This window comes from Micromonospora sp. DT228, assembly GCF_049841595.1.
GTDB lineage: Bacteria > Actinomycetota > Actinomycetes > Mycobacteriales > Micromonosporaceae > Micromonospora.
Window position 1 is genome coordinate 351,160 of record NZ_JBNCKO010000007.1, and the last position, 19,330, is coordinate 370,489.

Sequence of the window (19,330 nt, forward strand, 5' to 3'; positions counted from 1 at the left end):
TGTTACTCCCCTCCGTCCCGCCGCCGGCCGAGCTGGGCCAGGAGTCGGTCGAACGCGGCCAGCTCGCCGTCGAGCCCACACCGCCGGGCCAGTTCGCGACATCTCGTCGCCTGGTCCAGCAACTCCGGCCCGCCCCCGGCCCGCAGCCGATCCAGCACCTTTCCGCGCAACCGGGCGCAGGCGGACGTCGCCACGCCGGTGAGGATCGGCCGCGGAATGTCGTCGAGCATCCGCCACATCTGGGGCAGCGTCTCCTCGGCCGGTGCCCCGAGGATGCCGTCGACAAGCACCCGCGCCGCTCTGCGCTGCCGTTGCTCGCCGCCCATCTGGAGCAGGAACGAGGCCAGCAACACATACGGCGCTCCGCTGGCCGGATATCGCTCCATCGACTGACTGATCCGCTGGACGGCCAGCTCGGCGGAGGCCATGTCGCCGGGGCGCAGCGCCTCTTCCGGGATGTCCTCGTACCCGACCCGGTCGATCAGCGCGGTCAGTACCGTCCGGTAGTGCTCGACGTCGGCGGGCGGGTCCGCCGACGGCTGTTCCAGCGCGGCCACCGCGGCGCGGTAGCACTCTCCCGGCCGCTTCGCCTGAAGGAGCGCGTCGCAGTACACGGCCCGCAGGGCCAGCCGGTCCGGCTGCGCCTCGACGATCTCCGCGAGGCGGGCGACCTGCCGGTGTCGGTCGGCGTCGGTGGACGGCTCGGCGCGGGACCAGATGTCGGCCAGTTCGAGCACCCGCTGCTCGACGTACTCGGCCACCTCGATGTCGTCCTGCACCAGGCCCCGGTTGACGAAGATCGACTGCAGAATCCGCCGCGGAAGGTTGCGCTGGTGCCGGATCACCGCCGCCGCCTGTCCCTCCCGCGCCGCCTCGACCGGCACCCGGCCCAGCGCCCGGAGCAGCGAGATCAGCACCAGGGTCCGCTGCAGCAGCTCCTCGGCGAGCCGGTCGGCCCGAGGCTTCTCGGTCTCGTAGTACCGGTCCCGGGCCCGGTCCGCCGGATCGGCCGATTGGGCGTACGCGTCCTCGGCGAGCCCCGCGACCAGCTCGCGGAAGGCCTTGCCGCCGGCCCAGTCACGCCCGACGACCGCCGTGTCGGCGAGCGCGATCAGGGCGTCGCGGGCCTCGGCAAGCTCGTCGGCGCCCACGTCGCGCGCCGTCCCGAGCAGGTGGATCGGGGAGCGGAAGGAGAGCCGGGCGTTGAGGTAGTAGCTGTCCCAGTTCCGCAGCCAGACGGCGAGCGCGTCCCCGTCCGCCACCCACGCGTCGAGGTCCTCCTCGGTGGGCGTACCGCTCGGCGGGGCGGATCCGCAGTGGCGCTGCCAGCTCTGCCGGGTCAACGCGAGGTGCAGGTCGCGTCGCTCGTCCAGCAGCAGCTGCACGTCGCCCACCCCGCCGGCGAGCAGATAGGTCAGCTCGAAGAGGCGCTCCCAGGCCGGCCCGTACTCCTCGGCGGCCTTCATCCGGGCCGCGACCAGGGCCAGGTTGACCGCCACCGGCACCCGGTACGGGTCCAGCCCGACCGTCTCCCGCCACAGCAGCCTGGCCTGGCTTAGCGCGCCGTCGGTCCAGGCCCGCGCGGCGTACCCGTCGAGCACGGCGATGCGCAGCTCCTGGAACCAGTGGTCATCCCGCACCGCTGGCGGGTAGACGTCGAGCAGCCGCAGAGCGTCGGTCACCTTGACCGCGGCGGACGGCCCGAACCGCTGGTAGTGCAGCGCGCACACCACCGCGACCGGCAGCACCCCGGCGAGCAGGTGCTCCGACGCGCCCCGGACGAACAGCACCGGGTCGCGGGCCTCGGCCAGTTCCAGTGCCGCCGCGAGCGCCCGCAGCGCCGGGTCGTCCCCCGACTCGAGGTCCACGCCGGCGGCAGCGATCTCCTTGCGCACCTCGGCGGGCGGGTCGCCGGAGAGCAACAGCATCAGGCAGCCGAGTGCCACGTCGGCCGGGCCGTCCACGCCGATCCGGGTGGCCCCGGCCTTCAGACACGCGACCGGCTGGGCCCGTTTCGCGGCACGGCTCAGCTGGGCCAACAGCCAGACCTGCCACACCCCGGTCAGGTCGGTGGGCGGCTTGGCGCGTCTGCGGGGCTTCTTCTTCTCCTTCTCGTTCTCCACGGCGGCTTCCGCCTCCGCGTCCGGCTCACCGCCGGTGAGGACGCCCCCGATCTCCGCCACGGCGGCCTTGAGCCGCTCCGGCTCGCGCGCGGCCAGCGCCGCGATCAGCTCGTCGCCTGCCTGCTGCTCGGCCTTGCCCAGTTCGAGCAGCGCCTCGGCGAGCAGCAGGTGGACGCGGCGGCTGGCCGGGGCCAGTTCGAGGGCCGCGAGGTATTCGGGCACCGCGGCACGGAAGCGCCCGGCCCGGTGCAGCCGCAGGCCCAGGTGCAGGAATCCCTTGGCCAGGAACGGGTCGTGCCGCACCGCCGAGCGCAGCAGCTCGATCCCCTCGCCGGCGTTCGTCTCCGGGTGCACCCCGAGCCGGAACTCGGCCTCGGCCCGCGCGATCATCACCCGGGGGCTGTCACCCATCGTCCGCAGCCGGTCCAGGGCGGCGCGCAGCGTGGCGGGGGCCGTCATTCGTGCTCCGCGTACAGCTCGACCCGGCCGGGCAGGCACACCGCGAGCAGCCGCCCGTCCTTGGTCAGTGTGGCGGCGAGCGCGTCCGGCCAGACCTGCCGCTCGGCGCCGTCGCGCCAGTAGGCGCAGCCGCCATCCGGCAGGTCCGCCGTGTACCGGCCCGGCACGTCGCAGGCCGAGCCGATCCGGTAGCCGGCCGGGAAGGTGGTGTGCAGGATGTGCCTGTCGCCCTGGTCGATCGACCAGGCTTCGAGCCGCGCCGCCAGGAGCCGGTTCGGGTCGGCCGCCACCAGCAGCAGGCAGGTCCCGGGGGCGGCGCCCGCCAGCAGCCGCAGCGCACCCGGTTTCGGCTCGACCGCGTCGGTCCGGTGGTCGACGCCCATCCCGGTCAGCCCGTCCTCGGTGAGCAGCACCAGCCGGGAGCCGGCGTACGCGATGTCGGCGATCGATCCGAATCGCTGCCAGTCCCGCACCCGCGTCTCGCCGTGGTAGATGGCCAGTCTCCCGGAGAGGTCCGCCACCGCGAACCGGTCGCTCTGCTCCGCCACCGCGATCCGGTGCACCCCGGCGGCCACGTCAAGCAGGGCGCGCCGCTGGCCGCCCGCGGTCAGGTGCACGAGCGCCTTCTTCCAGGAACCGGCCACCACACCACCGGACGTGAACCGCACGTCGCCGACCGTGCCGTCCAGGCGGGTCCCGGCGACCAGCTCGCCGTCGGCGAAGTAGCGGACCGTCCCGTCCCAGCCGCCGACGGCCACCTGGGCGTCCCGACCGGTGACCGCGAGCCGCACGGGGACCGAGCCGTCGTCACGCCAGTACGCCCGGGGTCCGTGATAGACGGCGAGCGTTTCGGTGTCGGCCTCCCAGACCAGCACCCGCCCGGCGCCGAGCGGCCAGGCCTGCCGGGCGACCACCGGATAGGACTCGATCAGCTCCGGCCCGGACGTGGCCGGTGCGGCCGGCGGTGCCAACTCCCGCAGCAGCGAGGCGAGGTCCGGCTCGTCTGGCAGCCGGCCGCGTTCCTCCTCCAGGAGACCGCGCAGGCTGGCCACGCTGCGGCACCCGGCCAGCCGTCGCAGCGTCTCCGCGGCGCCGGCCGGCAGCGCCTCGTCGCCCGCCTCCGGCGCGCCGGCGAGCAGGGTGCGCAGCAGCGCCGACACCGCCCGCAGGTCGGCCTCCGGCGAGTCGGGGTCCCGGCCCGGGACGCGCAGCCGCACCGAGCCGTACCGGCTCATCAGCACGTCGGACGGCGATAGGGCGCCGTGGGCCAGCGGCGGTCGCGCTCCGTGCAGACGCGCCAGCACGCGGGCCACGCCACGACCTATGTCGTACGCCGGGCCGGCCGGCAATCGCCCTCCGTGCCGGGCCGCGAGCTCCGCCGCCGAGATGTCGCGGACCGGCGGGAACACCAGATATACGCAGTCCGGGCCGTCACCGGCGCTCAGGGTCCCGGTGTCGCGGGGCACTATCGCCTCGGAACCGGCGACGCTCGCGTACCGGCCGATCAGCTCGGCGAACCAGCCCTCCCCCTCGGCCGGAGGCTCCGCCAGGACAATCGAGATCTCCTCGCCGACCGCCGTGTCCCGCCCGGCGAAGAGCGGACCCAGCGCCGTGCGGGCCAGCTCGGGCTCGCGCAGCAGCAGGCTGGTGCCCGGGAGCCGCACCTCGCCGGAGTCGCCGAGCCTCGGCAGTGCGGCCAGGATCCGCTGCGGGCCACCTCGGCGCGGGCGGTCCGGGAACGCCCAGTCGGCAAGGCCGTCGAGCGCCGCCAGGGCGGGATCGATCGACTCCCGGGTGAAGGTGGCCCGGTCGATCTGCTCGCCGACCACCATGGTGCCGAACGTCCGGATGTAGGTCAGCGACTGCGCGACCTCGGCGGGGAGCTTCCCGGAGACGAGAAGCTCGTGGAAGATCGTTTCCAGCGGTGTGCCGCTCCCGGGCTCGCCGATCTCCCGGCGGTGGAGAAACCAGGCCAGATTCCCGGCCGCCTTCAGCAGCTGGAAGAGCGCGACGTCCGGCTCGGACAAATGCTCGAACGGCGCCTCGCACGCCGCCAGGACGCTCTCCGCGTCGAGCTGGCGCCGTGGCCGGCGCGACGCGTCCCGAATGCTCCGCTTGACCTGCTCATACGCCTTGTCCACGGTCGCCGAATCGGTGAAGTCGCAGACTGTCACGTTGCGGATGAAGCGCGGCAGCTCCACGGTGAGCGGCAGGAGTTTGATCGGGATGGTGCGCCCTCGCAGGCTAGCCGGATCGTCGTTGCTGCTGGAGACCATCTCGAACTGCGTGTATTCGCGGCGCAGGTAGGTGTCGGTGAGAAAGAGAATCGTCTGCATTGAGTCGTCGAGCCCGATACTCAGCTGCGTCATGATGCTGCGCCCCGGGAGCATCTGGTCCTGGTCGAACCAGACCGAGAACCCGTCACCCCGCAGCCGCTCGACCCAGGGCATCACGCGCTTGATGTCGGCCGTGGCGTAGCTGACGAAGATGTCGAATCCGTCGGGTGCGCTCACGACCGACCCCGCTCCCCGCCCCGGACGTGCACGCACCGGACCCACGTAACCATGGCAACCCCCTGCCGGTTCTCTGCAAGAACGTCAAGAGTGCTGCCCAGGCTATGCGGTGACCCGGATGCCGCGCACCGTCCTCAACTGACGGATCGTCGACAGCGGATATGTAGGGCAAAGGGCGGGCCCGCGCGGAATCCCACGCCGGCTCGGCCGGATGTCACTGATCCGCAGAATGACCCAGCATCACGTCTATGTTGCGCACCCCGGCCAACTGCCCGAGGCCCCGCACGTAGTCGAGCAGGCCCAGGCGCATGGCCTCCAGCTCGGCGCGGCACTGCGCGTTGCCCGGCCACTGCGACTCGGGCACGTCGGGGTTCACCCTCTCCCACTGCAGTAACTGTGGGTGCCACTTGGCCAGGAACGGGCGCATCTGGGCGTTGAGCATGCCGATGGCCAGGTGTTCGACGGTCTGCGTGCCGCCGACGCCGGCCGTCGGTCCCGCCTCCACCAGGGTCTGGCGTACGGACTGGAACAGGGAGTAGAGCGAGTTGAGCGTCTCCCGGACGACGCCGGTGCCCTCGGTCAGCGGCTGCATGGAGACGCGGGTGACGGACTCGACGAACAGCCGCCACGCCACGCCCTCGTTGGACGGAGTAACCGCGAAGGTCAGATCGGTGAAGTTCGGGATCGACACGGTCAGCTCGGTGAGATACATCGTCCGGGAGTACGCGTAGAACACCAGAGCTGCCACCCCGCCCGCCACGGTGCCACACAACGTGAAGAGCGCCGCACCCGTCAGTTGGCTCCCCCAGTAAACCGCGAAGCCGACGACCGCGCCGGTGACCAGCCCGACAAGCAGGGCGAACCAACGTGTGTAAACCCTCCGGTGCCGTAAATCGCTCATGATCTCCCGCCCCGAGAAAACTCACCGTCCCCGAGTAGTAGAGCATGGCAAACTCCGGCCACTGTAGACCTTGGGGCCTGTCCGCTGGCGTCAGATAATTCGGTCGGTCAGCCGACGACCGGTTCGCACATATCCCGGAGCGAATCAGGTGCTGTTGCGGCGACGGCGAGCCTCGATGTCGCGCTGCACCTCGGGGTCCCATTGGCCGGCGTTCCAGTCTTCGCTCGTCGGAGTGGGTGACAGCGGCCACGCCGGGTCTTGCCCGGCGACCGGCGAGTAGTGTCCGGCGCCGACTCGGTTGGCGTGGGCGATCAGCCGCAGGACCCGCGCCCGGCTGTGCAACATGCCCCCGATCAGCGCGGCGGCTCCAAGGGTGCGCAGGGCCGCCTGGCCGAACAGGACGGCCGGGGCGGTCCGGTCGGCGGCCAGCCAAGCGATGGCGGCGCTGGCGACGATGCAGGCGGGAAAGACGCGCGTGCCCCAGTGGCGGCTGTAGAAGCGGCCCGAGGAGCCGTGCGCCTCGGCGAGCTGGCGGGTGCCACGGCCCCAGATCAACGCACTGACGGCCAGGCCGATGACGGCGGCGGCCAGGGTCAGGTTGGCCAGGACGAAGCCGATCGCTGCCCTGAGATCCGACGGGGGCAGCGGCCGGGCCCGGTCGCTCGCGATACTGCTGAAGACGGCCGCGGCGATGGCGGCCACGACGAAGAGGATGGCGAACCCGACTGTGAACCAGGTCGCGACGTGCCAACCCGCGGTCCGCACAGCGGGCGGAGGTGTGGAGGACCGGCACGTGTGGCCCTGGCCGGGGTGTTCGAGTTCGGCTCCGCATTTCGTGCAGTGCAACGTGTTCTCCTGAGCGGCGCGGCCGAGACGTCGTTGGGCCGGGTGACCTGGGCATCGCGTGTCTCGTCGCACGGGGTGAGGGATCCGCCGGATTCGGCGCGAAGAGGATCATGCCCGGTCGGGTGCCGATCCGGCGACCCCGCGAAACGCGGGCAGGAGGTCGCGGCCCCCGCATCAACGGGTGCGAGCAGCTCGCCGCCCTCGGTGACCAGGTGGGATGATCCATGCTGGTATCGGTGACAGGTCACGCCGACAAGCCGCCATCCACCCGTTGACCGCCGGGTCCCGAGCGGTGGCCTGACCGATCAGGCATGGCCAGAGGGGGCCTGCCCCTCTGCCGCCGACGGCCCTATCGTCGGTCCATGGCCGAGGAAACGCGGGTTCTGGAGGGCAAGGCAGCCGTGGTCACCGGCGGCTCGCGGGGCATCGGGCGCGCGGTCGTGCAGCGGCTGGCCCGCGACGGCGCGACAGTCGTGTTCGGTTGGCGCAGCGACGCCGAGGCCGCCGCCGAGGTGGAGACGTCGGTCGCGGCCGCGGGCGGCGTCGCCCACGCCGTACGCGCCGACCTCGCCGAGCCGGACGGTGTGGCCACCCTCCTCGCGCAGGCCCAGACCCACCTGGCCGGCCTGGACCTGCTGGTCAACAACGCCGCGGCCCGGCACACGCCGGCGCCCCTGGTCGACCTGTCCGAGGACGAGTACGACCGGCTGATGGCGGTCAACGCCCGCGCGGTGTTCCTGGCGCTGCGGCACGCCGCCCGGCACATGCGCGACGGCGGTCGCATCGTCAACCTGTCCACGATCAACACGGTCATGCCGGGGCCGGGCATCGCCGCCTACGCGGCCAGCAAGGGCGCGGTGGAGCAGTTGTCCGCGGTGGCCTCCCGGGAGCTGGCGGCGCGGGGCATCACGGTCAACACCGTGTCGCCGGGCGCCACCGACACCGACCTGTTGCACGCGACGAACAGCGCGCAGAGCGTGGAGATCGCCGCGCGGGTCACCCCGCTGGGTCGCCTCGGTCAGCCGGCCGACGTGGCCGACGTGGTCGCGTTCCTCTGTGGTCCGGACGCCCGCTGGGTCACCGGGCAGAACATCCACGCCGCCGGCGGGCTGGGCTGACCGACCCTCAGGATGCCTGGAGGAACGGCAGCACCAGCCCCAGCAGCAGGTCGGGGCGCGCCAGCAGCGCGGCGTGCGAGGTGCCGGGCAGCACCGCGAGCTGCGACGGCGGCAGGCCGACCAGGTCACCGGGCACGCCGCCGCCGCGCAGCCGGAACATCCGTACCGCGTGCTCGGGCGTCACCAGGTCGGCGTCGCCGATCACCACGAGTGTGGGCGCGGCCAGGGCGCGGACCTCGTCGCTGGTCAGGTCGGTCATGCCGGTCTCCAGCGCCGTGGTGCGCTCGACAAGCGCCGCGAACCCCGACGGGTCGGGGGCGACGGCGGCGTACGCGCGCTCGAACGGTGACCCCGCCAGCATGGCCGGCGTGAGCCGGGCGACGCCGTCGAGCACACCCGGGTGGAAACCGTCGCGGTCGAAGGCGTGGCCGACGAAGACCAGCTTGCGGACCAGGTCGGGCCGCCGCGTCGCGAGGTGCAGCGCGACGCCGGCGCCGAGGTCGTAGCCGAGTACGTCGAGCGGCCCCGTGCCCAGGTGGTCGAGGACGGCCGCGGTGTCGTCGGCCATCGACTCCAGCGTCAGCGGGCGGTCCGCGGCGCGGGTGCGGCCGTGCCCCTGCTGTTCCATCGCGAGCACCCGGTGGCTGTTCGCCAGCGCGGGCAGCAGGGTGGCGAAGGACGTCTCGATGGTGGCGAGCGCGCCGTGCAGCAGCAGGATCGGATCGCCCTCGCCGTGCTCCTCGTAGTAGACGTCGAGGCCCCCGGCCGGCGCGTAACCCATGGCTCCATGGTGCACACAGGCGATCACGGGCGGTAGCTGCCCAATCGGCTACACCGAACGCAGTCGCCGAAGTATCCCATGGACTGCGGTAAATGTCCGTGTCGATACTTCTGGACATGAGCGACAGCATCCCGGCCACCGCGGCCCCGCCGGCCGACGTGGCCGCCACGATACGGGCGTTCCTGGTCGAGGTGGTCGGCGACGCTCCGGAGCCGGACGAGGACATCTTCGCCCGCGGCACCGTCACGTCCCTGTTCGCGCTCCAGCTCATCGCCTTCGTGGAGAACACCTTCGGCATCGAGGTCGAGCCCGAGGACCTGGACTTCGCGAACTTCCGGACCATCGACGCGGTCACCGCCTTCGTGGGCGGCAAGCGTGCCGCCACGAATCGCGGCTGAGCGGGGACGCCGTGGACACCGACGACGCCGTCGTGGCCGAGGCCACTGACTTCGCCGACACGGTACGCTCCGACGCTGCCGGATGGGACCGGGCGGGCGCGCTGCCCTCCGCCGTCGTGGCGGAGGCGGGCGCGGCCGGCCTGCTCGCCCGGGACCTACCCCGACGCTATGGCGGCGCGGGCGCGTCGCAGGAGGCGCTGGGTGAGGCCACCGCCCGGATCGGTGCGGTGTGCTCCTCGCTGCGCGCGCTGCTCACCGTCCAGGGCATGGTCGCCGCCGCGCTCGCCCGCTGGGGCTCGGCCGACCAGCGGGAGCGGTGGTTGCCGGCGTTGGCCGCCGGCGCGCGGGTCGCCGGCTTCGCCGCCACCGAGGAGGGCGCCGGCACCGAACTGTCCGCCGTGGCCACCAGCATCGAGCCGGTCGGCGACTCGGTGCGGGTCACCGGCCGCAAGCAGTGGGTGACGTTCGGCGCGACCGCCGACCTGCTGCTCGTGATCGGACGCCTGGGCGGGGCGCCGGCCGCGGTGCTGGTCGAGGGCGACCGGCCGGGCCTGCGCCGGGAGCCGGTACGCGGTCAGCTCGGCCTGCGGGCGGCCCAGGTGGCCCACCTCGACCTGGACGGCGTCCGGGTCCCCCGCTCGCACCTCGTCGCACCCGCCGGGTTCGGGTTGTCCCACGTCGCCGGCACCGCGCTCGACCATGGCCGCTACACAGTGGCGTGGGGCTGCGTCGGAATGGCGCGGGCCTGCCAGCGGGCCGCCACCGGGCACGCCGTGGACCGCACGCAGGGCGAGGTACGCCTCGCCGACCACCAGGTGGTACGCGCCATGCTCGGCCGGGGCCACGTCGCGGTCGCCGCCGCCGAACAGCTCTGCCGGCACGCGGCGCGGCTGCGCGCCGCCCGTGACCCGGACGCCGTGGCCGGCACCGTCCTGGCGAAGTACGCCGCCTCCCGCGCCGCCGCCCAGGTCAGCCGGGACGCCGTGCAGGTGCACGGCGCGGCCGGCTGCGACGCGGACAGCCTGGTGGGCCGGTTCCTGCGCGACGCCACCGTCATGCGGATCATCGAGGGCTCCGACGAGGTGAGCGAGCTGCACCTCGCCGACCACGCCATCCGCGCCCACCGGCGCCGCGGCGCGGCGACGCCGACCACGCCGGTACCCGTGGTGGTGCCGTCGTGACCGCACCGGTCTGGCTCGGCCCGGTAAGCGTCCACCTGCCGCCGGAGGCGGTGGCGGTGGCGGCGCTACCGGAGGTGGCGGCGCTGCCGGAGGCGCGCCGGGCCCACGTGCTGTCCCTCGGCATCGACGAGGTGCGCTGCCTGCGCGACCGCCACGGCCGGCCGGGACCCGGGGCCGAGGTGGACCTGGCCGCCGCCGCGGCGCGCCAGGCGCTGGAGCGGGCCGGCCTGGCGGCCGACGACCTGGACGCGCTGATCCTCGTACAGGGACGCGCGCCGCAGTACCTGCTGGCCTCCGAGGCGACCCGGTTGCAGGCCCGCATCGGGGCGACCCGGGCAGCCACGCTCAGCGTCGGCGACCTGGGCTGCGTGTCGGTGTCCGCGGCGATCGACGTGGGCGTGGCGCTGCTGCGCGGCCGGCCGGCCTGGCGGCACGTGTTGGTGGCCATGGGCGCCGCCGCCGCCACCGAGGAGCGCTACCGGCCTCCGATGACAGTCCTCGGTGACGCCGGCGCGGCCCTGCTGCTCGGCCGGGAGACGGGTCGGTGGGGCTGGGTCGACCACGCGCTGCGCAGCGACGGCAGCTACGCCGACCTGTTCCACATCGACTACCGGGACGTTCCGGCCAGCGACTGGCGGGAGACCTGCTCCGACGAGTTGACCTACTCGTTCCGGCTGGCGATGGAGAGCCGCAACCGGCTGCGCGACCTCAACCGGGAGGTCCTCGCGGCCCGGGGCCTCACCCCGGACCGGCTGGAGGCGGTGCTCATGCAGAACCTGTCCCGCGGCGCGTTCGCGTTCTGGCAGAGCGCCCTGGAGGTCACGATCGACGACGCCTGCCCGACCAACCTGGCCCGCTACGGGCACCTCGGCCCGATCGACGTGCTCGCCAACCTGGACGACACCGCCGACGCCGTGGCGCCGGGAGGGCACGTGCTGGTGATGAACAGCAGCCCGGTCGCGGCCTGGAGCAGCGCCCTGCTGGTGCGCGGAACGGACCAGCGATGAGCCAGACGGTGAAGTGCCTGGTGTGGGACCTCGACGACACGCTGTGGGGCGGCGTCGTGCTGGAGGGCGACAAGCCGGCGCCGATCCCGGCGGCGGTAGGCACCCTGCACGCCCTCGACGAGCGGGGCATCCTGCACGCCGTGGCCAGCCGTGGCCACCACGACACCGCCGCCGCCCACCTCGACGCGGTGGGACTGGCCGACATGTTCTGCGCCGTCGAGGTCGGCTGGGGCGACAAGTCGACGGCGGTACGGCGGATCGCCGAGACCCTCGGCATCGGCCCGGACACCCTCGCCTTCGTCGACAACGACCCGGTGGAGCGGGCCGAGGTGGCCCACGCGCTGCCGCAGGTGCGCTGCTACGACGCCACGCAGGTCGGCGAGTTGCCCGCCCGCGTCGAGTTCCAGCCGCCGTTCGTCACCGACGAGTCGCGGCGGCGCCGGCGGATGTACCAGGCCGAGCACCGTCGCGCCGCCGCCGAGAAGGACTGGGACCAGCCGAACACCGACTTCCTGGCGAGCCTCGACCTGGTGCTGACCGTCCGGCGGGCCACCGAGGACGACCTGGCACGCGCGTACGAGCTGACCGTCCGCACCCACCAGCTCAACAGCACCGGCATCACGTACGGGATCGACGAGCTGCGGGCCATGTGCCGCGACGACGGCTACCAGGTGACCGTCGCCGAGCTGTCCGACCGCTTCGGCTCCTACGGCACGATTGGCCTGGCCGTCACCCGGCTCACCGACACCGAGTCCGTGCTGGAGCTGCTGCTGATGTCCTGCCGGGTGGTCTCCCGTGGCGTCGGCACGGTGCTGCTCGACCACCTGGTGCGTACCGCGGTCGCCGCCGGCCGCCACCCGGTCGCCGAGCTCGTGCCCACGCCGGTCAACCGGATCATGCTGGTGACGCTGCGCTTCAGCGGCTTCGAGATCGTCCGGCGTGACGCGGACCGGATGCTGCTCGCCGCCAACCCGGCCCTGCTGCCCCCGACCCGCCCCAGTCACGTACGCGTCGACGACCGCACGGGCGTGCCCCGATGACTCCGTTGGTGGTGGACATCCTCGCCCACGCGAGCGAGACCCCGGAGACGCCGGCGGTGGTCGTGGGAAACGAGGTGCTGAGCTACGGCGCGCTCGCGGACGCCGTCGACCACCTGTCGATGCGACTGGTCGCCGCCGGTGGGCTGCCCGGCACCGTGGTGGCCGTCCACCTCGAACAGTCGACGGCCACGGTGGTCGCCATGCTGGCCGCCGCACGGGTGGGCGCCGCGTGGTCGGTGGTCGAGCCGGGGCAGCCGGCGGGGCGGCTGGCGGCGGTGGTGCGCGACACCGACTGCCGGGTGCTGGTGCACGCCGGCAGCCGCCCGGCCTGCGCGGACACGCTGGCCCACCTCGACGTCCGTGACCTGGTGGCCGCGCCACCGGTGCCGCTGCCACCGACGTTGCCACTGGACCTGCCCGCGTACGTCATCCACACCTCCGGCTCGACCGGCCGGCCGAAGGGCGTGGTCGTCGGGCACGCCAACCTGGACGCCTCGATCCGCTGCCGCGGTGTGCTCTACGGCGCCGAGCCACCGACGTTCCTGTCCGCCCTGCGCCTGTCGTTCGACGGCAGCCTGGGCGCCACCCTGTGGACGCTGCGCCGAGGCGGCACGGTGGTGCTGCCCGACGAGGAGCGGATGGCCGACCCCGGCGCCGTCGCCGCGCTCGCCGCCACCCACGCCGCGACCCACCTCATCTGCGTGCCGTCCTACTATCGGCTGCTCCTCGACCACGCCGCGCTGCTGCCGCCCACGCTGCGGCACGTGAGCGTCGGCGGTGAGCGGTGCGACGCCGACCTGGTGCGTCGGCACCGCCACCTGCTGCCGGAGACCGAGCTGGTCAACGAGTACGGGCCGACCGAGGCCATCGTCTCGTGCACCTTCCAGCGGGTGGCGCCGACGCACCGCCACGGCGAGGTGCCGATCGGGGCGCCGCTGCCCGGGGCGAGCGTGCACGTCCTCGACGCCGCGCTGCGCGAGCAGCCGCCCGGCCGTGTCGGCGAGCTGTACGTCGGCGGCTCGTTCCTGGCGCAGGGCTACGCCGGGCAACCGGCCCGCACCGCCGAGCGGTTCGTCGCCGACCCGTTCGCCGCCGAGCCGGGCGCCCGGCTGTACCGCACCGGGGACCTGGCCGCGTGCCGCGCCGACGGCGCCGTGGAGTTCCGGGGACGGGCCGACGACCAGGTCAAGGTACGCGGGCACCGGGTCGAGCCGGCCGAGGTGGCCGAGGTGGTGAGTGTCCACCCCGGGGTACGCCAGGCCGCCGTGCTGCTCGACCCGCTGGTGCCGGAGCCGGTGCTCGTCGCGTACCTGGTCTGCGACGGCCCGCCCCCGTCGCCGGTGGTGCTCCGGGCGCTGTGCCGCGAGTCGCTGCCGCCGGCGGCCGTGCCGGCGCGGTTCGTGGCGGTGCCCGCGATACCGCTGACCGTCAACGGCAAGCTCGACCGGGACGCCCTCGCGCGGCTCGGCGCCGCACGCGAGGAGGACCCGGTGGACGCGCCCGCTGATCACGACTGGACCGGGCTGCAACGCGCGGTGGCCGACATCTGGGCCGAGGTGCTGGGGCACCGGGGCTGCGGCCTGGACGACAACTTCTTCGACGCCGGCGGCACCTCGCTCAAGGTGGTCGACCTGCACAAGCGCCTGGACCGCCGATGGTCCGGGGCGGTCCGGGTGGGTGAGCTGTTCGACGCCAAGACGATCGCGGCGCAGGCGGCGGTCATCGCCGGAGTGGCGGAGACGCCCGCCGCCGGCCGCACCGGACCGCCGCCCGCCGCCGCGCTCAGCTTCGAAGTGTGACCCCCGGGAGGGAGAACGATGGGCCAGTCAGGAGAGGACATCGCGATCATCGGTGTCGCCGTGCGGTTCCCGCAGGCCGACGACCTCGACACGTTCCGCGCCAACCTGCGCGCCGGCCGGGACAGTGTGCGGCCGATGCCCGCGACGCGGATGGAGAGCACGAACGTCGACCCTGACGTCCGGTACGCGGAGCTGGGCTACCTGGACCGCATCGACCTCTTCGACCACCGCTTCTTCGGCCTGTCCCGCCGGGAGGCGGAGCTGATGGACCCGCAGCACCGCATCGCCCTGCACCTGACGCAGGGCGCGGTGGAGGACGCGGGCCTGGCCCCGGCGAGCCTGCGGGACAGCCGGACGGCCGTGGTGTTCAGCTCACCGAGCGCCGACTACGCCGCGCTCGTCGGCGAGACCGGCACCCTGGCCATGCTCGGCACCGTGCCCTGCGCTCTGCCGTCCCGGGTCGCTCACCTGTTCGGCCTGGTCGGCCCCACCTACGGCGTGGACACCGGGTGCAACGGCTCGCTCATCGCCGTGCACCACGCCTGCCGCGAGCTGCGGGCCGGCGACGCGGACCTCGCGCTGGCCGGTGGGGTCGCGGTGCGTTCCCTGCACCCACCCGCCGACGACACCGACGCGTTCCAGGCCATCATCTCCCCGCAGGCCAGGTGCCGGGCCTTCGACGGCGACGCCGACGGCACCGCGGCCGGCGAGGGCGGCGCGGTGCTGCTGCTCAGCACGCTGTCCCGGGCACGGGCCGAGGGTCTGCCCGTGCACGCCGTCATCCGGGGCACGGCGATCGGCCACAACGGACACCGTTCCGCCACGATCAGCACACCGAGTGCCGTCGCGCACGCCGACGTCATCGGCCGGGCCTGGCGGGCGGCCGGCCTGGACCTCTCCACGGCGGGCTATCTGGAGGCGCACGGCTCCGGCACCCGGCTCGGCGACGCCGTGGAGATCGAAGGGCTCGGCCTGGCCGGTCGCCGGGCCGGCACCCGGCGCGGCGCGGCGCTGCCCATCGGATCGGTCAAGACCGCCATCGGTCACCTCGACCACGCGGCCGGTGTGGCCGGCCTGGTGCGGGCGATCCTGAGCGTGCGCCACGGCGAGCGCTACCCGTCGCTGCACTACCGCTCCCCCGCCGACGGCGTCGACCCGGAGGCGGCGGGAGTGCGGGTGGTGACCGCGCTGGAACAGTGGCCGGGCAGCCGTGATCAGCCGCGCCGGGCCGGCATCAGCTCCTTCAGCCTGGGCGGCATCGTCGCGCACTGCGTGGTCGAGCAGGCGCCCGAGCCACCCGCCGACGACGACGGCGGGGCGCGGCTCCTGCCGATCTCCGCCCGTACCCCGGACGACCTGCTGCAGACCTGCACCCGGGTCGCGGTCGCCCTGCGGCCCGGGACGGCCCGCCTCGCCGATGTGGCCGTCACGCTGGGCGCGGGCCGCGACCACCACCCGGTACGACTCGCGGTGGTGGCCGGCGACACCCGGACCGCCGCGACCGCCCTGGCCGCCGAGGCGACCTGGCGCCGGACCGCCGACCCGGCGGGCGCGCGGCCGGGGAGCGCGACGGACGCGGGCAGCACGCCGCGGGTGGTGTTGCTGCTCTCCGGAGACGCCGAGGTGCCGGCCGACGCCACAGTTGCCCCGCTGCCGACGTCCCTGCCGCTGCGCGGACCTCGCGCCGACACGGTGGCCTGGCAGCTCGACGCGCACCGCAGGCTGGTGGCCGCCGGGGTGCCGGTGCACGGCATGCTCAGCTCCGGCGCGGCCCGCTACGCGGTGCGCTGGCTGCGCGACGAGCTGACACCCGAGGACACCGTCGAGCTGACGGACCGCGATTCGTTCCCCGCCGCCGACCCGGAGCGGCTGCGGCAGGCCGTCGCCGCGGTGCTCGCCGACGGCCCGGTCGCCGTCGTCGAGCTGGGCCTCCGAGGCGAACTCGGCGACGCGCTCGCCGACCCGGCGACGCCCGGCGGACCGCGCGACGTGCTGCGCGTGCCGCCCGGCCCCGACGGGGTGCTGCACGTGCTCGGCGCGCTGTACTCCGCCGGGGTCGACCTCGACTGGGCCGCCCTGGCCGAGGTGCCGGCCGGTCCGCCTGCGCGCCGGATCCACCTGCCCGGCACCCCGCTGCGCGGGGAACGCTGCTGGCCGCTGCCACTGGGCGAGATCATCCGCCTCGGCCCGCCCGCGGCTCCGGCCGAGGTGGCGGGCGTTCCGGCGGACGCCGAGACGCCGCCGGCCCCGGACCCGATCAGCGCGGATCCGGCCACGCCGGCCCCGGCGCCAGTCGTCGAGCCGGCCATCGCACGGACAGCCACCGCCGAACCAACTATCGCGCGGGCAACCACCGCCACCGCCGAACCAGCCACCAGCGAACCCGCTACCGCGCAGGCACCGACCGCCGAGCCCGCCACCGCCACCGAGCCCGTCGGGCCGCCGGTCGGGCCGTGGCTGCGGGAGACACTGCGGGCCCTGCTGCACGCCGACGACGTACCGGCGGACGCCGACTACTTCGCGCTCGGCGGTAACTCGGTGATCGCCCTGCAACTGATCGACCGGGTCGCCGAGACCTACGACGTCGGCCTCGGCCTCATCGACATCTACGACCACCCGTACGTGCACGACCTCACCGGCGTGATCGCCGAACGCGCCGGCGCGGCTGACCCCGAACCCGCCGGCCCCGGACCGGTCACGCCCGATCCGCAGGCGCTCGACCCCGACGAGCCCGAGGCCGCCATGCCCGAGGCCGCCATGCCCGAGGCCGCCATGCCCGAGGCCGCCATGCCCGAGGAGGTCGAGCCCGAGGCCGCCGAGCCTGACGCCGCCCCTGCCGCCCCGCAACGGGGTCCGGTCGCCCAGCCATCCCCGTCCGCCGCCCTACCGCAGCCCGACGCCACCGCCGCGCCCCCGGTCGCCGACCCGGCGCGCCGCCCGGCCAGGCCGGCGGGCCGGGGCGCGTCGACGACGCGCGGGCTGCCACCGATCGTGCCCGGCGACGACCTCGTGGTCTCGTTCGGCCAGGAGCGGATGTGGTTCCACCACCAGCTCGACCCGGGCACCACGCTCTACAACCTGCCGGCGCCGGCCCGGGTACGCGGCCCACTCGATGCCGAGGCGCTGCGCCTGGCCTGGGAGGATCTCGCGGCGCGCCACGAGGTGCTGCGCTCCAACTTCGTCACCGACGACGGCCGGCCGCGCCTGGTGATCCGTCCCGCCCTGGGCGACTTCTTCACAGTGATCGACGTCTCCGACGCACCCGGCCCGGAGGCGGCGGCCCGGGAGATCCTGCACGCCGAGCAGCGGCACGTCTTCGACATCGCCAACGACCCGCTGGTCCGCGTCGTGCTGGTCCGGCTCGCCCCCGACGACCACCTGAGCATCACGCTCATGCACCACGCGGTGAACGACGGCTGGGCCCCGGCCGTGCTCTCCGCCGAACTGGCGGCCCACCTGGCCGCCCGTACCCGGGGCGAGCGGCAGGAGTTGCCGTCGCTGCCCATCCAGTTCCGCGACTACGCCCGGTGGCAGCGCGAGCTGCTGACCGGCCCGGCACTGGACGCGGAGCTGAACTACTGGCGGCAGAAGCTGCACGACCCGCCGGTGCTCGACCTGCCCACCGACCATCCCCGGCCGACCCGCCGCGACCACACGGGCGACCACCACAGCTTCATCCTGCCGGAGCCGGTCACCGAGGCGCTGCGGGAGCTGGGCCGGGCGGAGACCGCGACGCTGTTCACCGTCGTGCTCTCCGGTCTGTACGTGCTGCTCGGCCACTACAGCGGGCAGGACGACGTGGTGGTGGGCACCCCGACGATCGGGCGTACCCGCCCGGAGCTGTGGCAGTTGATCGGCTTCTTCAACAACACCATCGCGTTGCGCGCCGACCTGTCCGGCGAGCCGACCTTCCGCGACCTGGTCCGCCAGGTGCGCGGGACGGTGCTGACCGGTCTGGAGCACCAGGAGGTGCCCTTCGACCGGGTGGTCAAGGCGGTCGCCGGGCCGCGCGACCCGTCGCGCAGCCCGCTATTCGACGTGATGTACGTCCACCAGACCCTGCCGCCGACGGTCTCGCGGGACATCGGGCGGGGCAACGTGCTCGGCGGCGGCGACCGGGAGGATCCGTTCCCCGGACTGCCGCCCGGCACCGCGAAGTTCGACCTCAGCCTGGTGCTCGGCGAGCACGCCGAGATGCGGGACCTGGTGGGCATCCTGGAATACAGCACCCAGCTCTTCGAGCACTCCACAGTGGTGGGGATGGCCGAGCTGTTCGTGGCGCTGCTGCGGGCGCTCGCGGCCGACCCGGACCGGCCCGTGCGGGAGGTGGCCGGCACCGTCGCGGCCGCCCGGCCCGGGTCTCCGGCTCCGGAGGTCGGGGAGCCCGGCCGCGGCGCCGACGGTGACGTCGCGTACTGGCGGGAGGTGCTCGCCCACGCGCCGGTGATGGAGCTGCCGACCGACCGTCCCCGCCCGACCGGTGGGGACGCGGCCACCGCCGTGCACCGGTTCGGCGTGCCCGCCGACGTGGTGGCGGCCGCCGGGGGCGACCCGGTGACCGCGCTGCTGGGCGCGTACCTCGCCGTGGTCGCGGCGCGGGCCGGCACCGACGACGTGGTGGTGGGCGCGGCGCTGGACGGGGGCCACGGGTCGCAGGCCGCCACGATCCGCGTGGACCTCTCCGACGACCCCACCTGGGGCGACCTGCTGGCCCGGGTCGACGCCACGCTCGCCGGGGCGCGCCAGCACCTCGGCGTGCCTGTCGACGCGCTGGCGCGGGCACTGGACCTGCCGCCGCTGCCGGGCCGCCACCCGCTGTTCGACATGTGGTTCGGGCCGGTGGACGCCTCGGCCGTCGAGCACCCGTACGACCTGGCGCTGACCGTGCGGCCGGACGGCGACGGCGTCGCCGCGAACCTGACCTACCGCACCGCGCTCTTCGACCCGGACACCGCTGCGGCGCTGGCCGACGAGCTGGTCGGCGTGCTGCGCACGGCGGCGGCCGAGCCGGGCCTGGCAGTGCTCGATCTGTGGCTGCCGGCGGCGACCGGATGACCGGGACGGTGCGGTGGACCGCCTCGATCGACGATCTGGCCACCGTCGGGCGCAAGGCCGGCCGCGACTTCCACCACTACGCCCACACCCGCGTCCTCTAGAGGGAGAT

Annotated in this window: 12 protein-coding genes; 7 read left to right on the top strand and 5 right to left on the bottom strand. The window is 74.2% G+C overall.

The annotated features are described in order from the left end of the window. Positions 1 to 2: 2 nt before the first annotated feature. From ACLQ29_RS17335 to ACLQ29_RS17350, 4 genes are all read right to left on the bottom strand, one after another. Complete coding sequence (locus ACLQ29_RS17335; protein WP_425772557.1) at positions 3 to 2,582, bottom strand: hypothetical protein; 2,580 nt, start codon at positions 2,580 to 2,582, stop codon at positions 3 to 5. Further along, positions 2,579 to 5,095, bottom strand: coding sequence for a TIR domain-containing protein (locus ACLQ29_RS17340; RefSeq protein ID WP_425772558.1), 2,517 nt, complete (start codon positions 5,093 to 5,095; stop codon positions 2,579 to 2,581). Before ACLQ29_RS17340 ends, ACLQ29_RS17335 begins: the two co-directional genes overlap by 4 nt. 214 nt (positions 5,096 to 5,309) lie before the next feature. Next, positions 5,310 to 5,996, bottom strand: a complete 687-nt coding sequence (locus tag ACLQ29_RS17345; RefSeq protein ID WP_425772559.1) for a hypothetical protein — start codon at positions 5,994 to 5,996, stop codon at positions 5,310 to 5,312. A gap of 144 nt (positions 5,997 to 6,140) precedes the next feature. Beyond that, the gene (locus ACLQ29_RS17350) at positions 6,141 to 6,698 is read right to left on the bottom strand and encodes a hypothetical protein (RefSeq protein ID WP_425772560.1); all 558 of its coding nucleotides are present in this window, start codon (positions 6,696 to 6,698) and stop codon (positions 6,141 to 6,143) included. Between the two features lie 506 nt (positions 6,699 to 7,204). Here ACLQ29_RS17350 and ACLQ29_RS17355 point away from each other — a divergent pair. Beyond that, entirely contained in the window at positions 7,205 to 7,960 is a 756-nt protein-coding gene (locus tag ACLQ29_RS17355) for an SDR family oxidoreductase (protein ID WP_425772561.1), read from the top strand. Positions 7,961 to 7,967: 7 nt separating this feature from the next. Here ACLQ29_RS17355 and ACLQ29_RS17360 read toward each other — a convergent pair whose 3' ends face one another. Continuing rightward, positions 7,968 to 8,741, bottom strand: a complete 774-nt coding sequence (locus ACLQ29_RS17360) for an alpha/beta fold hydrolase (protein WP_425772562.1) — start codon at positions 8,739 to 8,741, stop codon at positions 7,968 to 7,970. A 116-nt stretch (positions 8,742 to 8,857) separates the two neighbouring features. Between ACLQ29_RS17360 and ACLQ29_RS17365 the strand changes: the two genes are divergently transcribed. Genes ACLQ29_RS17365 through ACLQ29_RS17390 form a run of 6 tightly spaced genes read left to right on the top strand, consistent with a single transcriptional unit; the run spans position 8,858 to position 19,221 of the window. Beyond that, positions 8,858 to 9,139: an acyl carrier protein gene (locus tag ACLQ29_RS17365; RefSeq protein WP_425772563.1), complete on the top strand. Its 282-nt coding sequence runs from the start codon at positions 8,858 to 8,860 to the stop codon at positions 9,137 to 9,139. Positions 9,140 to 9,150: 11 nt separating this feature from the next. Then, entirely contained in the window at positions 9,151 to 10,320 is a 1,170-nt protein-coding gene (locus tag ACLQ29_RS17370; RefSeq protein ID WP_425772564.1) for an acyl-CoA dehydrogenase family protein, read from the top strand. Next, complete coding sequence (locus tag ACLQ29_RS17375) at positions 10,317 to 11,327, top strand: hypothetical protein (RefSeq protein ID WP_425772565.1); 1,011 nt, start codon at positions 10,317 to 10,319, stop codon at positions 11,325 to 11,327. The genes ACLQ29_RS17370 and ACLQ29_RS17375 overlap by 4 nt, the downstream gene beginning before the upstream one ends. Beyond that, entirely contained in the window at positions 11,324 to 12,367 is a 1,044-nt protein-coding gene (locus ACLQ29_RS17380; protein ID WP_425772566.1) for an HAD-IIIC family phosphatase, read from the top strand. Before ACLQ29_RS17375 ends, ACLQ29_RS17380 begins: the two co-directional genes overlap by 4 nt. Next, complete coding sequence (locus ACLQ29_RS17385; protein ID WP_425772567.1) at positions 12,364 to 14,166, top strand: non-ribosomal peptide synthetase; 1,803 nt, start codon at positions 12,364 to 12,366, stop codon at positions 14,164 to 14,166. Before ACLQ29_RS17380 ends, ACLQ29_RS17385 begins: the two co-directional genes overlap by 4 nt. 18 nt (positions 14,167 to 14,184) lie before the next feature. Next, a complete protein-coding gene (locus ACLQ29_RS17390) occupies positions 14,185 to 19,221 on the top strand; it encodes a condensation domain-containing protein (protein ID WP_425772568.1) in 5,037 nt (1,678 codons plus the stop codon). The last annotated feature ends 109 nt before the right edge of the window (positions 19,222 to 19,330 follow it).

What these genes read in the sequence shown, in the direction of transcription:
- ACLQ29_RS17335 (WP_425772557.1), bottom strand. Translation starts at nt 2,582, where the DNA reads ATGACGGCCCCCGCCACGCTGCGCGCCGCCCTGGACCGGCTGCGGACG.
- ACLQ29_RS17345 (WP_425772559.1), bottom strand. Translation starts at nt 5,996, where the DNA reads ATGAGCGATTTACGGCACCGGAGGGTTTACACACGTTGGTTCGCCCTG.
- ACLQ29_RS17355 (WP_425772561.1), top strand. Translation starts at nt 7,205, where the DNA reads ATGGCCGAGGAAACGCGGGTTCTGGAGGGCAAGGCAGCCGTGGTCACC.
- ACLQ29_RS17360 (WP_425772562.1), bottom strand. Translation starts at nt 8,741, where the DNA reads ATGGGTTACGCGCCGGCCGGGGGCCTCGACGTCTACTACGAGGAGCAC.
- ACLQ29_RS17365 (WP_425772563.1), top strand. Translation starts at nt 8,858, where the DNA reads ATGAGCGACAGCATCCCGGCCACCGCGGCCCCGCCGGCCGACGTGGCC.
- ACLQ29_RS17380 (WP_425772566.1), top strand. Translation starts at nt 11,324, where the DNA reads ATGAGCCAGACGGTGAAGTGCCTGGTGTGGGACCTCGACGACACGCTG.
- ACLQ29_RS17385 (WP_425772567.1), top strand. Translation starts at nt 12,364, where the DNA reads ATGACTCCGTTGGTGGTGGACATCCTCGCCCACGCGAGCGAGACCCCG.
- ACLQ29_RS17390 (WP_425772568.1), top strand. Translation starts at nt 14,185, where the DNA reads ATGGGCCAGTCAGGAGAGGACATCGCGATCATCGGTGTCGCCGTGCGG.